Raw genomic sequence first — 14,269 nt, 5'->3', positions numbered from 1 at the left:
GTTACAGCTTCTATTATGATACTATTGGTTGTAAAGGATCAGCATAATGTGCCAGTCCATAATTTCTTGTTTGTGACTCTTCCGGATGCAGGATATGCCATTCAAATTCATCCCTAAAGTGTCGTATTGCTGCTGCCACAGGCCATGCCGCAGCATCACCCAATGGGCAAATTGTATTCCCTTCTATTTTTCGTTGAACGTCCCACAATAAATCAATATCCTCCATAGCACCATGACCGCTCTCGATCTTATGCAGTACCTTCTCCATCCAGCCTGTTCCTTCACGACAAGGTGAGCATTGACCACAGCTTTCATGATGGTAGAATCGCGCAAAGTTCCAGGTATTACGCACCACGCACTGATCCTCATCAAATACGATGAAACCACCTGATCCGAGCATTGTACCAGTTTGGAAGCCACCATCAGCCAATGACTCATAAGTCATCAATCGACTATTTCCAGCAGCAGTTTTCAAGATCAGATTAGCCGGTAAAATAGGCACCGAAGAGCCTCCGGCTACAACAGCCTTCATTCGTTTCCCATTGGCAATACCACCACAATATTCGTCCGAGTAAATAAATTCTTCCACAGGCAGACCTAGTTCGATCTCATAGACACCTGGTTTTACAATATTTCCGCTAGCGGAAATTAATTTTGTTCCAGTACTACGCTCTACACCGATCTTAGCATACTCTTCACCACCCAAATAAATAATGGGAACTGTCGTTGCAATAGACTCGACATTATTCACCACTGTCGGGCAGTTATATAAACCCGCGATAGCCGGGAATGGTGGTTTAATACGCGGATTACCTCGTTTGCCTTCCAAGGACTCTAATAAAGCCGTTTCCTCACCACAGATATACGCGCCACCTCCCGGTTGAACATAGATTTCCAGATCATACCCCGAACCTAAAATATTTTTACCCAAAAACCCTTTTTCCTTGGCTTCAGCAATAGCACGCTCCAGAATTCTGATCTGTGGCATCATCTCTCCACGCACATAGATATACGAGGTGTGTGCCCCCAAAGCAAAGCTGGATACAATCATTCCCTCAATGAGTGCGTGCGGAATATGTGTCATTAAATAACGGTCTTTGAATGTCCCTGGTTCAGACTCGTCGGCATTACAGACCAAATAGCGCGGCACCCCCTCAGGTTTGGCCAAAAAGGACCATTTCATCCCCGTAGGAAAACCAGCTCCCCCACGACCACGTAATCCAGACTTCTTAACCTCTTCGACAACATCCTCAGGAGACATTGTCTTTAATACTTTTTCAACAGCAACATAACCACCTTTTTGTCGATAGACCTCAAAGGTATTGATGCCCGGAACATCGATATGAGTCAACAAAAGTTTACGTGCCATATTATTCTGTTTTAGCTTTTAAATTATCAATCAATTCGTCGACTTTATCTTCGGTCAGATTCTCATAGAATGTATATTCAGGGCCGATCTGTAAGACAGGTCCAAAACCGCAGGCAGCCAAACATTCTACACCACGCCAAGAGAAAAGCCCATCGCTTGTGACCTCGCCTTCTTTCACACCGAGCTTTTGCTCTAAATGCCCCATAATACGCTCTGCACCGACCAAACAACAAGGCCCGGTACGGCAGATCTCCAGCACGTATTTTCCTTTGGGCTGCAGTAGGAACATGGTATAGAAAGTTGCCACCTCATATACCTCAATCGGTAATATATTCAGGTAGACAGCAACCTTATCCATCGCATCTGCGCTGACCCAGCCGTATTCCGCCTGAACTAAATGTAAAATGGGCAATAAGCCTGATTTCTGCTTTCCTTCGGGGTAACGGCTTACCACTTCTCCAAACTTGGCTAACAATTCTGGAGAAAACGTTACATTTTCATTATGTTGTTTTACACTAAGCATCTAATTCTCCAGCTATAACGTTAAGACTACTCATATTTATAATGGCATCTGAAATCAGCATTCCTGCACTCATTGGCGCAAACATCTGATAATTGACAAAAGAAGGTCTCCTGAAATGCAGGCGATAAGGTGTCCGTCCACCATCGTGAATCAAATAAAAACCAAGTTCACCATTTGCACCTTCGACCGCATGATAGACTTCAGCTTTCGGTGTATCCACCTCACCCATGACGATTTTAAAATGGTAAATTAGCGCCTCCATATTGGTATATACCTGTTCTTTCGGAGGTAAATAGAAATCAGGGACCTCTGCATGGAAGACGCCTTTGGGCTCTTTCTCAATTTTCGCTAATGCCTGTTCAATAATCCGAAGTGATTGCCACATTTCAGCATTCCGAACCATGAAACGATCATATACATCACCTGTTGTACCAACAGGTACATCGAAATCAAATTCTTCATACGAGCAATAAGGATTCTGTACACGCACATCGTAATCTACACCTGTCGCCCGCAAAATAGGACCAGACCAGCCATAATCCAGTGCATCTTCTGCCGTTACAGCAGCAACACCCGAGGTTCGTTCTATAAAAATGCGGTTACGAACAAACAACTCTTCAAACTCTTTTAATACCGGAGGATAGCGTTTCAGAAATTCATGTATTTTCTCAAAGGCTATCGCATTGAAATCACGCTCGAAGCCTCCAATACGACCAATGTTCGTTGTCAGACGAGCGCCACAGATTTCTTCAAAAATTTCATAGATAAACTCGCGTTCCTGCATCACATACAAAAAGCCCGAAAAAGCACCTGTATCTACCCCCAAAATACCATTACAAATAATATGATCTGCAATACGGGCAAGCTCCATGACGATAACACGCATATACTGCACCCGCTTAGGAATCTCGATCTTGAGCAGTTTTTCAACGGTCATATGCCAGCCCATATTATTGATTGGAGACGAGCAATAATTTAGACGATCAGTCAAAGGCGTTATTTGGTAAAAAGGTCGATGTTCAGCAATTTTTTCAAATGCGCGATGAATATAACCGATCGTGGACACACCACTCACAATACGCTCGCCATCGATTTGCACCACGTTCTGAAATACGCCATGCGTAGCGGGATGCGTGGGACCAATATTTAGGGTAATCAACTCGTCTTGCGGATCGTTGTCTTCGAAGACAGGCTGATTAGCTGTTATCTTGCTTATAAATTCGCTCATATCGTATAAATTAACGGCCGAAATACAAATCTTTCTTATCTACGCGATTGGGATCTTCCAAAGGATATTCCTTACGCATTGGAAACACCTCCATATCATCTACATTCAAAATCCTTCTCAAATCGGGATGCCCTATAAAATTCACACCAAAAAAATCAAAAGTCTCACGTTCCATCCAATTTGCACCTCTCCAAACGACGGTTGCTGTTGGAATCTCAGGATTCGGCCCATGCAAAAAGACCTTCACGCGGATTCGGATATTATGAACGAGACTGTGGATATGATAAACTACAGCAAACTCCTTTTCTAAATGCGGATAATGTACCGCCGTAATATCCGTGAGATGAATAAACTGCAACTCCTTATTCGATTTTAAGAAACGAAGTACATCAATCACATCTTCCGTATCGACAACAATGGTCAATAGATTGTGCGCATCTTGAATTTCGGTAATCTTTGCCGGAAAATTTCCTTGGAGCTTATCCAATAAAAAACTGTTTTCCATCATCTATTTATTTGTATGTATTCCGTACTTTTCAAGCAGCGCTTTGTATTCGGGTGTATTTCTCCGGTTCAACGATTCGTTCTTCACGATGTCCTGCAGACGCAAGACGCCATCCAAAATTGCTTCTGGACGGGGAGGACAACCTGGCACATACACATCAACCGGTATAATTTCGTCTATTCCTTGTAGGACAGAATACGTATCGAAAATACCACCACTAGATGCACAAGCCCCGACAGCAATTACCCAGCGCGGCTCGGCCATTTGCACATACACCTGCTTTAACACCGGAGCCATTTTCTTAGCAATGGTACCCATCACCAATAGCATATCTGCCTGACGCGGCGAAAAACTAGGGCGTTCGGCACCAAATCTAGCCAAATCGTAAGTAGAGCCCATCGTTGCCATAAACTCGATACCACAACAGGATGTGGCGAACGGTAAAGGCCATAACGAGTTAGCTCGGGCCAAGCCAATGGCTTTATCCAAACTCGTCGCAAAAAAACCTGCGCCTTCTACTCCCGGAGGAGCTTCTGCCAATTTTATATCACTCATGAAAAGTCGATTTATAGGTTTAAGTATTGCTCGCCCAAAGGCCAGCCATCATGGGAGTATCTAGTCCCAACTCAATGCTTTCTTCTTGATCACATAGATAAAGCCCAACAAGAGCAGTCCCATGAAAATAAACATCTCGATTAAGCCCTGTAGTCCCATTTCCCGGAAGTTGACTGCCCATGGATACATGAAAATAACTTCAACATCAAATATGACAAACAGGATAGCGACCAAGAAATATTTGATAGAGAAAGGCTGCCTGGCATTTCCGACAACTTCAATTCCTGATTCAAAAGCTCCAAGCTTGTTTTCTGTGCGGACCTTTGGCCCGATAAGATGTGTAATAATTATGGTACCTACCCCAAATCCAACAGCTACTAGAAGCTGTATAAATATAGGCAAGTAGTCTATCGGCATACTATTGGCTTGCTCCATCTCAATTAAAATTTATATTGGTAACTGTCTTTAAATATAGAGATTCCAAGGTAAAAAACAAAACAAAAAAGGCGTAGATATTACTATCTACGCCTAATTTAGAATGATTTTACTTAAGCTTATTTGATACCTTGTAAATAGCCTTTAACAGCTTCATTTGCTGGATCTATTGCCAATACTTTTTGGAAGCTTTCCTTTGCTTTAGGAAGATCTTGTTTCACATAATAGTAAAGACCGATATAGGTATTCGCATCAACTAAATAGTTCTTATGTTTCTCTTGCGCACCGCGTTGATTGATGGTTTCGATCAATTTTTGGAAGGATGCAACGAAATCACCTTTAGGTTGCTCCAAGTTGTCCGCGGTTAAGGCAGCAAAAGCTTTATAATAAAGCGCATTGATCAAATATTTATCTTGTGCTTCTTTATTGTCTGTCGTTTCAATAACAGATAAAAAAGTCTGTGCTTTTTGCAAATCAGCAATTGCTTTATCTCTCAATTCTTGATTAACGACGACTTGTTCTTCATTCTTACTAGCAGCATCTTCCTTTGCACCGATTTGGTAATAAGCTTCTCCAGCATAGTAGTTTGCATCAAAAAAATATGTATTGTTATCTTTATAAGAAGCAACTAGTTCGAATAAAGAGGCTGCTGTCTGCAATTCTTGCTCTTGGTATTTAGCAAATGCCAACTCAGCTGTTTCTCCCAACAATTCTTTGTCTAAATCAATTGCTTTCTTAATATCGGCAATACCCTTTTGAATATTCGCCGTATTCTCTGCTGTCAATACCGGAGCCGCAGTAGCCGTGCTATCTGCACCAGCAGCCGCTGGCTTAGGGCTATTTGCAGCAATCTTAGACATACCTAGATACATATAATCCAATGGAATTACACGATCTTTTTCCATTTTGCTAAACATCTGGTTTAAGTATTCCAAAGCTTTTGGATAATCTTTCGCTTTTTGGAAAGCGATATAACCCAAATAACGATAGATTTTTGGATCTACAGAAGGGTTTTTCGCTAATTCCTCAGAAACCACTTTCAAATCGTCGTACTGACGTGCATAAACCAAGAAATCTGCGTAGCGGATTTTAGCTTCCAATGAATTATCACCCGCAACTTCTAGATATTTTTTGTATTGCTCAACAGCCTTTTTATTTAACTCAACATATTTCTCGTCAGAAGTACCCGGTAATCTTGACCATTGATTATATGTTTCAGCCAACTCACGATAAGTAGGTGCGTAAGCCGGAGTCTCTGCTGCAATAGCTTCCAATTGTGTGATAGCTTCATCAAAAGCTTGTGCACCACGTACGATCACAGCCTGTCCAACTTTCGCTTGTACTGAATTTGGATCGATATCAGTCGCTTCACCATAGCTTGTATAGGCCAATGAACCTTCTTTTAAACCACGATAAGCATCACCTAATGCGATAGGAATTGCAATATCTTTTTTGTTTTTTTCTTTCGCTTGCGTTAGATATTCCAAAGCTTTCGCATAATCGGGCTCCGGCGCTTTAATATATGCACGACCGATTTCCAATAATGGTTCATAATCTTTCTTACCTAATTTTGCGGTTGCCAAAGCGAATTTAGATTCAGCGCTCGCTTTATCCTTTTTCATTAAGTCAACATAGCCCAAACCTACATTGTTGATTGTAGCCTTTGGATCAGCAGCCAAACCTTGGTTGAAAATCGCAGCGGCAGAATCCGCTCTGTCGTTTACCAAATAAATTTGACCCAAATAGAAATAATTATCTCCATTCTTAGGTTGCTTAGTCACTAACTGTTGAAGGATAGTTTTCGCTTTACCATAATTCTCAGCCTCGATGGCTGCTCTAGCATCTTTCAAACTTTGTGCACTTACTGTGCCCACAGATCCCGCCAATAAAAGACTAAATAATAATTTACTGTTTGTCATAATCTATTTTTGTACTATTTATTATCTATTTAATATAACTTTCATCTCTAATAATGATCTCCCGGCCAGGCATTGTAGCAGGAACCAATCCAGCTTTCAATACAATACGTTGTCCACGATCTCCTGTCAAAAAGGCGCTGAAGCCCAAACCTAAGCCCATATTCGGCTGATAGTTCATAATGTAGACAGGTCTTACAAAAGGATATAAGCCGTCGGCGATAGTTGATTGGGACGGTCTATAAAAACTAAGCTTTTCACCCTCTTTACCAACGCTTTCGATGCTCAATGTACGAATTTTATCCAATAAATTCGAATTTTTTTCCACAGCTTTTAAATACCAATTATAACCAATAACGCCCACTGTATTCGTATTCTCGCTCACATATTTCATCACATCCTCACTATCCTTTAAAGCAGAAACAGCTTTCGGATCGATTTTGTTCAATTTGAAATAGTCCTTCAAATACCGCAGTGTACTTGAATTGGCATTGTCAAAGATCAAACGTTGCCCGGCTAAGTTACCTTCCAACAAAGACTTAACGTCTTTTTGAGGCATTATAGTATCAGTACTGTTACGATTACTGATCAATACAACAGCATCCGAAGCCATTTGAAATATCTTTGGCTGAATACCGCGTTTTCTGAAATAGCTATCTTCTTCATTTGTCAGCTTTCGCGTCAATACTACCACATAGGCCGAATCAGCAAGCAATGCATTGACAGCTTTAATCTCCGGCCGGGCCATAAGCTCCAAACTTGAATTTGGATAAGAGCTCTCAAAAACATCCGCAGATTCTTTGATAATAGGCAACAACGTTTGATCCACAATAACGGGCAGCTTACCTGTTAAAATATCCTCGCCCTCTTTCGCTTGCTTTGTTTTATTTTTACAGGAAACAAAAATGCCCATACAGATGCCAAGCATCACAAGAACCATTTTATATTTTCTCATATGATACATCATAAAATAAGACAGTTTAATTAAAAAATAGTTTAATTTTTGAAGAGAGAATTGCTTGTAGCCAAAAAGAAGAGGGCAGTTAATTAAAAATTATTTTGCCAAAGCCGTACAAACCGCATAAAAGAATACAGGATCAATACGACGCCAAAGATTGTTTTGTAAGTTGGATTAATCGGAATGGGAAAACTGTCCCAGAATATAATCAAAAGGCCCAAAACAAAATAAAAGCCAAACATAAATAGTCCTAAAATAGACAGAAACCGCTTCAGAGGCGATTTCTGTCTAAAATTTGAATTATTATTCGAATTAAAATTTGTCATTCTAATTTTGAAGGTTCAATCGAATTGGTAAAGTGTACGCTACACGAACTGGACGACCATTTTGAATACCAGGTTTCCATTTCTTCGCTTTTTTAAGCAACCTTACAGCTGCATCACCAGTACCATATTTCAAATCACGTTTAATATTGATGTCTGTCAAGCTACCATCCTTTTCTACAACGAAGGACACTTCCACGACACCATTCACACCATTTTCAGTCGCAGCAGCTGGGTACTCGTAGTTTGAACCAACCCAAGACATAAATGCTTGCATACCGCCTACAGGCATTGGTTGAACCTCAATGGCATTAAATGGAAGAATTTCGTCTCCATTACCATTAGGATCCCCTTTTGCAGCACCAGTGATTGCACCGTCTTGTTTCTTCGAACCAAATTCACCACGTGCAACGGAAGTACCAGTCGGGCTACCTTTCAAGGTAATACGTGCTGGCGTTTTATTTGGATCCTTCAACTCTTCCTGAGAAGCAACTTCTTCTACAACTTTGTTTGCAGGAGCTACTTTAGGCTCAGGGAAACGAACCAAATCCTCTTTTGGTACATCCATAGCCACTTGTTGAGGTTTTTCCTCCGGTTCTTGTGGAAGAGGCTCCTCTTCTGGTGGTTCTGGTGGCTTGATTTCTTCAAGGTCTTCCAAAGTAACCTCAGTTACCGCTGGAGGTGCTTCAACAGGCTTTTTCGGAAAAATTTTGTCTCCGAAAAGACGAAGAAGACTTGCTAGCACTACAAAGCCGATAACGACAAGTAGCCCTCTATTAGTCGCTTTAGGCGCAAGTTTACGAAGCTCGTAAGCTCCATATTCCTTGTTGCGGCCCTGAAAAACGACATCAAGCCATTCTTTCTTAAAAATATCTAATTTTGACCCTATCATCTTATTTTAGTTTTTTGTGTCAATCTAATAACTAATCATTATAGATATTGTCACGTTTTAACACTTCCACTTCCTCTGGAGTAATCTTACCGATCATATAGCGTTTTACGTCTACAATTTTCATCTCGTCAAGAATGTCAACCAGATTACGTTGTGTACATTTATCACTAGGTCTTATGATTACGATCATGTCTTTACCGCCTGAAACGCGAGGTACATATGCCTTTTTCTCCATCAGTACCTTACGAATCCCATCTGCACCGTAACCAGCGACAGTAGGACCTTCGATCGGACGAGCAACTTGACCATATACCCAAGAGACTTTATTGTCAGAACCCAATAAAATTGTCAGGGAACGATTATCTGCTGTAAGCAATTCATCGCTTTGTTGTTCCTTAATTTTATTTTTGTCTGGCATAGCCACATCCATCGCTTGCGGTTTATTTAAGGACGTGGTCAACATGAAGAAGGTAATCAACAAGAATGCCAAATCCACCATCGCCGTAAGGTCGACCTTACCGCCATTCTTCTTGGATCTTACTTTCCCGCCTTTGCCTTTTTTACCACTATCCTGATTTAATTCTGCCATTGTTTGTTCTTATTAAATCGTCAATTATTTCTCCTCAGCACGCATGCCTGTTATGAAACTAAATTTGTTTTGCTTTTGATTCCGCAACGTTTCAATAACTAAATTAACCGAAGGATATTTTTCATTCGCATCTGCTTTGATAGCCATCTTTAAAGGTCCTGGATGCACGAAGTTTTTATCTGATGCCTCTTTTTCCTTATTTACTTCCTCAGCTGCAAGACGGGCATTTTGAACCCAGTAATACAACTCATTTGAAGTATTCTCTGTACTATCAACCGGGATACCAGTTTGCAAACCTTTTTCCGTACGCTTACTTCCATCCAAAGCTAGCAATGCTTTTAACTTAGACATTGGTACACCAAAGTTTTCCATCAATTTGAAACGATCGTAATCTTCTTGTGAAAAGCCAACGCCATACTTTGCTGACATTCTTTCTAGTGCTTTTACGCGAACTTGTTGATCAGTCGTACCGAAGAAAACTTTACCTTTATCGCCTATTGTGATCATACCCACATTTGAATCAGGTAACTTATCTTTTGTAGTCGATGCTGGGGTATCCACCGTCAATGCTTCCGGTTGGCGCGCAGTCGCCGTTAAGACGAAGAACGTAAGCAGTAAGAACGATACGTCACACATCGCTGTCATGTCGATCGACGTACTGGCTCTTTTTACTTTTGCTTTACCCATTTTAAATTCTTCTTTTTAAATTAAAAACTCAATCTTCTATCCTATGATGCTTTTGATTTTTGATTTCCATAAAATAAAATCAAAAATTTTCATCATAGTTCTTATTTGTGGTTTGCAGCGTACGTTTGTACGATTGAGAAACCAGCTTCGTCGATAGAGTAAGTTAATTTATCGATTTTTGCAGTAAAGATGTTATACAATACGATAGCGAATGTTGAAGTCGCGATACCAGTTGCTGTATTGATCAAGGCCTCAGAGATACCGTTTGCCAATTTAGCTGAATCTGGAGCACCACCTGTTGCCAATGCCGAGAAGGCTTTGATCATACCTGTTACCGTACCCAATAGACCACATAATGTACCGATAGAAACTAATGTAGCGATAACGTTTAAGTTTTTCTCTAACATTGGCATTTCTAATGCTGTAGTTTCTTCGATTTCTTTTTGAATTGCGATAGTAGCTTTTTCAGTGTCAACGTTAGGATCTACTGATACTGCTTTGTATTTCAATAAACCAGCCTTAACTACGTTTGCTACTGAACCTTTTTGTTTGTCACACTCAGCGATTGCTGTGTCGATGTTTCCACCATTAATCAACGTTTGGATTTTTCTCACAAAGTTTCCAACGTTTCCTGTACCAGATGCTTTGTTAATAACGATAAAACGTTCTACTGAGAAAACCCATACCATCAAGAATAAACCAAGCAAAACAGGTACGATAGCCCCAGCATGGTAAACCATTCCTAAGTAGTTACCTGGATTTGGAGCATTTTCAGGATTGTTGTCAACGAAGTTAGTTGGATTACCCATCACAAATTTCCATACACAGAAACCCACGATGAAACAGATGATGATTGCAGCTTGAGCAAAGAAAGATCCTCCGTTGTTGCTCTCTTGTTTTGCAGCAGTTTTAGGTGCGTTTGCCATTTTTCTAATTTTTAGTTTTTTACTGTTGTTTAAATATATAATGTTGTTTAAATTATATGCACTTTTATTCGCTTTTGAAACCAATTTTGCAAAGCAAATTTAATATTTAATGTCAAATTTAAAATATTCATCTCAAATATATAAAAAAAATCAAATTTGTTTTTTCAAACTGAACACACCATTAATCCGTGTTATTTTTCTCAGCAGTTCCCGTTATATAATCATTGCTACTCTATGCTAAATCGCTTATTCGCAATAATTATTTTACAATGAAAGCCATTTTTTTTTTGATATGCAAAAAAATCAAGGATTTTAAACGACAAAAAGTAAGTGATTACTCATGTTTTCAAACAATCGCACAGTCTTAACCAAAACCATACTTGCCTAATAAACAATTCATTAGATTTAATACGAATATCCTCGTTATACTTGTTTAACCACCGACTAATTTTACGCGATACCCTTCTTTAAGTAACAACTCATAGATCTTTTGTTTGAACTCTCCTTGTATGATGATCTCTCCATCTTTTACCGTTCCGCCCACTCCGCACTTCTGTTTCAACAATTTACCTAAGCTTTCTAGATCTTCCGCTTTTCCGACAAACCCCGTAACCAACGTAACAACTTTCCCCTTCCGCATTTTACGATCCAGTTGTACCTTCAAGTTTTGCTGGTTGACCGGTAAAGTATCAGCTTCCTGAAAAAAATCAGCCAGCTGATAGCTGAAACTGTCATCTGTTGAATATACTACGCCCTCGTAGGACTGTTTTTTATTTTTGCTCATGACCTTAACAAATTATCTTTAGTGCTTTTGGTATAATGGAAATATCCAGTTTATCGCCAAGCTCGATCGGTTCTCCATCCACATGAACCGGTGACACCTTATCAATCTCGATCTGTATGTTCTTTCCAGGAATGATCTCAACATAACTGGATTGATCTGCCGATTTATTAAAAAGATGGAAAATCATCTTTGGCAAAATATAAAGTGGAAACTTGTGCACGATACAGACATCTAAAATGCCATCGTTAACCGAAGCCTGTGGTGCGATATAGGCATTATTTCCATATTGGGGAGAGTTCGCTACACTGATCATAAACGCTTGCCTTTCGTAAACCTTTCCATCAATCGTTAATTTATAATGGGCAGGTTGGTATTTACTGAGCACATTAAAAACGGACTTCATATAGCCCAGAGGTCCGCGAATATTTTCATTCGCAAAATTTTCACTCACGGAAGCATCAAAACCTAAACCCGCGATATTAAAAAATCGTCTATCGTTAATTAAACCACAATCAACCTCAATCGACTCAAAACGATTAATCCGACGAATTGCAGCCGCTTCATTCATAGGAACCCCTAGATAGAGCGCTAGGCCGTTGCCAGAGCCCTCAGGAATAATCCCCAATGGAATTCCAGATCCGACCAAAGCGGATCCCAATTCATTGATCGTCCCATCACCACCGACAGCGATGACTGCATCATAGCCTTCTTTGATCGCTTTCAGCCCAATTTCATAAGCATGGTTCGGTCTCGCCGTTTGTTGGAAAGTAGGATCAAACTTCTGTAGATCAAGCACATCCAGCACCTGCTTTTTAAAGGAAGTTTTATTTTTCCCCCCTGAAATAGGATTAATAACAAACAGTATTTGTTTACGTTCTGACATATCCAAAGATAGCGGAAATTACCAATTTCTTAAAATAATGTAATCTTTATACTAATTAGCGCACTTCCCTATGCTTTTAAAAGTTAAAATATAAATTTGATTTTAAATAATCCTCAAAGTATTGTAGCTTTGTCGCACAAAAAATAGAATGTGGACTGATTTGCGTGCTGTTGCGTTACAAGGCAACGACAAGGAGATTGCAACCACAGTAAAAAAGTGCTAAAAACCCTTCGCTATCACGGCTCTTATCACTTTGCTGTTATTTCATTCTAGCGCAAATCCAATATTAAAAATTACGTAAAGCATGGCTTATTTATTTACGTCAGAATCTGTTTCTGAAGGGCATCCAGACAAAATTGCGGATCAAATTTCAGATGCATTAATAGACAATTTTTTAGCATGGGACGAGGACTCTCGCGTCGCTATTGAAACGCTAGTAACGACTGGGCAAGTAGTTCTTGCCGGCGAGGTTAAATCAAACATATACCTCGATGTTCAGAAAATAGCCCGTTCGGTGATCCAAAAGATTGGCTACACCAAATCTGAATACATGTTCGAGGCAAACTCCTGTGGCGTTCTTTCGGCGATTCACGAGCAGTCTGCTGATATCAACCAGGGCGTAGACCGCAAGACAAGACAAGAACAGGGTGCGGGCGACCAAGGCATCATGTTCGGTTATGCAAACAACGAAACTGAAAATTTTATGCCTCTGGCATTGGATCTATCGCATCGCTTACTTTATGAGTTGGCCGAGCTACGTCGCGAAAATAACGAAATCAAGTATTTGCGCCCGGACGCAAAATCTCAGGTTACCCTTGAGTATAGCGACGACCACAAACCAAAAAGAATCGAAGCAATCGTAATCTCCACACAACATGACGACTTCGACACCGAACAAGTTATGTTGGATAAAATTACACATGACATCAAAACGATCTTAATTCCACGTGTTAAAGCACAATTGAAACCAGAACTTCAGTTGTTATTTAACGATGAAATTAAGTTTCATATCAATCCAACTGGAAAATTTGTTATCGGTGGACCTCACGGAGATACAGGACTTACCGGTCGCAAGATCATTGTCGATACCTACGGCGGCCGAGGTGCACATGGTGGAGGGGCTTTCTCAGGAAAAGATCCATCTAAGGTAGACCGTTCCGCTGCATACGCAACGCGCCATATTGCCAAAAACTTAGTGGCAGCAGGTGTTGCAGATGAAATTCTGGTACAGATTTCCTATGCAATTGGTGTAAAAGATCCTATGGGAATTTATGTAAATACCTATGGAACAAGCAAAGTAAATTTGACCGATGGCCAGATTGCCGAAAAAATCGCACATTTATTTGATATGACGCCATACGGAATTGAAACGCGTCTGGGTCTGAGAAATCCCATTTATTCAGAAACTGCAGCCTATGGACACATGGGAAGAACACCAAGAAAAGTAACCAAGGAATTCGAAAGCTCAACTGGCGAGAAAAAGCAAATTGAAGTTGAACTTTTTACTTGGGAAAAACTGGATTATATCGATAAAGTGAAGGAAGAGTTTGGGATATAGAATCCAACATCTATCAAAATATAAAAGGGAGGCATAACGTCTCCCTTTTTTGTTTGCTGAAAACGTCTATTTTTCCTTAACCACAAAAACCCTTCTCTCACAATGAGCGTCATTGCTATTGGTGAATTCACGAAGGTT

The 14,269-nt window shown here is 40.2% G+C and carries 15 protein-coding genes; 1 reads left to right on the top strand and 14 read right to left on the bottom strand.

Going from position 1 to position 14,269, the window contains the following annotated elements; translation table 11 throughout:
• Positions 1–13 precede the first annotated feature (13 nt).
• The 14 genes from nuoF to AACH28_RS16770 all read right to left on the bottom strand — a co-directional run bounded on the left by nuoF (position 14) and on the right by AACH28_RS16770 (position 12,573).
• Positions 14–1,369, bottom strand: coding sequence for an NADH-quinone oxidoreductase subunit NuoF (nuoF, locus tag AACH28_RS16835; protein WP_341831058.1), 1,356 nt, complete (start codon positions 1,367–1,369; stop codon positions 14–16).
• Position 1,370: 1 nt separating this feature from the next.
• Positions 1,371–1,892 (bottom strand): NAD(P)H-dependent oxidoreductase subunit E, encoded by a 522-nt coding sequence (gene nuoE / locus AACH28_RS16830; protein WP_294186081.1) that lies wholly within the window; start codon positions 1,890–1,892, stop codon positions 1,371–1,373.
• The gene (locus AACH28_RS16825) at positions 1,885–3,120 is read right to left on the bottom strand and encodes an NADH-quinone oxidoreductase subunit D (protein WP_341831057.1); all 1,236 of its coding nucleotides are present in this window, start codon (positions 3,118–3,120) and stop codon (positions 1,885–1,887) included. The genes nuoE and AACH28_RS16825 overlap by 8 nt, the downstream gene beginning before the upstream one ends.
• A 10-nt stretch (positions 3,121–3,130) precedes the next feature.
• Positions 3,131–3,628: an NADH-quinone oxidoreductase subunit C gene (locus tag AACH28_RS16820; protein WP_407073622.1), complete on the bottom strand. Its 498-nt coding sequence runs from the start codon at positions 3,626–3,628 to the stop codon at positions 3,131–3,133.
• Positions 3,629–4,180 (bottom strand): NADH-quinone oxidoreductase subunit B, encoded by a 552-nt coding sequence (locus AACH28_RS16815; protein ID WP_075990308.1) that lies wholly within the window; start codon positions 4,178–4,180, stop codon positions 3,629–3,631.
• 60 nt (positions 4,181–4,240) lie between these two features.
• On the bottom strand, positions 4,241–4,615 hold the full coding sequence (locus AACH28_RS16810) for an NADH-quinone oxidoreductase subunit A (protein ID WP_088163316.1): 375 nt from the start codon (positions 4,613–4,615) through the stop codon (positions 4,241–4,243).
• 119 nt (positions 4,616–4,734) lie between these two features.
• Positions 4,735–6,534: a tetratricopeptide repeat protein gene (locus tag AACH28_RS16805; protein ID WP_341831056.1), complete on the bottom strand. Its 1,800-nt coding sequence runs from the start codon at positions 6,532–6,534 to the stop codon at positions 4,735–4,737.
• Between the two features lie 25 nt (positions 6,535–6,559).
• Positions 6,560–7,486: a substrate-binding domain-containing protein gene (locus AACH28_RS16800; protein WP_341831055.1), complete on the bottom strand. Its 927-nt coding sequence runs from the start codon at positions 7,484–7,486 to the stop codon at positions 6,560–6,562.
• 330 nt (positions 7,487–7,816) lie between these two features.
• Entirely contained in the window at positions 7,817–8,704 is an 888-nt protein-coding gene (locus tag AACH28_RS16795; RefSeq protein ID WP_286727437.1) for an energy transducer TonB, read from the bottom strand.
• Between the two features lie 31 nt (positions 8,705–8,735).
• A complete protein-coding gene (locus AACH28_RS16790) occupies positions 8,736–9,293 on the bottom strand; it encodes a biopolymer transporter ExbD (protein WP_286752824.1) in 558 nt (185 codons plus the stop codon).
• Positions 9,294–9,317: 24 nt separating this feature from the next.
• Positions 9,318–9,980 (bottom strand): biopolymer transporter ExbD, encoded by a 663-nt coding sequence (locus tag AACH28_RS16785; RefSeq protein WP_341831054.1) that lies wholly within the window; start codon positions 9,978–9,980, stop codon positions 9,318–9,320.
• 101 nt (positions 9,981–10,081) lie between these two features.
• Positions 10,082–10,906 (bottom strand): MotA/TolQ/ExbB proton channel family protein, encoded by an 825-nt coding sequence (locus AACH28_RS16780; protein ID WP_341831053.1) that lies wholly within the window; start codon positions 10,904–10,906, stop codon positions 10,082–10,084.
• A gap of 433 nt (positions 10,907–11,339) precedes the next feature.
• Positions 11,340–11,690 (bottom strand): translation initiation factor, encoded by a 351-nt coding sequence (locus AACH28_RS16775; RefSeq protein ID WP_317669090.1) that lies wholly within the window; start codon positions 11,688–11,690, stop codon positions 11,340–11,342.
• A gap of 4 nt (positions 11,691–11,694) precedes the next feature.
• A complete protein-coding gene (locus AACH28_RS16770) occupies positions 11,695–12,573 on the bottom strand; it encodes a diacylglycerol kinase family protein (protein ID WP_341831052.1) in 879 nt (292 codons plus the stop codon).
• A 304-nt stretch (positions 12,574–12,877) separates the two neighbouring features.
• Here AACH28_RS16770 and metK point away from each other — a divergent pair, with 304 nt between their 5' ends.
• Positions 12,878–14,131 (top strand): methionine adenosyltransferase, encoded by a 1,254-nt coding sequence (gene metK / locus AACH28_RS16765; protein WP_182982394.1) that lies wholly within the window; start codon positions 12,878–12,880, stop codon positions 14,129–14,131.
• Positions 14,132–14,269: the final 138 nt, after the last annotated feature.

The sequence above is a fragment of the Sphingobacterium thalpophilum genome, assembly GCF_038396785.1.
In the GTDB taxonomy this organism is placed as follows: Bacteria; Bacteroidota; Bacteroidia; order Sphingobacteriales; family Sphingobacteriaceae; genus Sphingobacterium; species Sphingobacterium thalpophilum_A.
The sequence above is the reverse complement of the archived record's forward strand: the minus strand, read 5'-3'. Positions and strand labels throughout refer to the sequence as shown.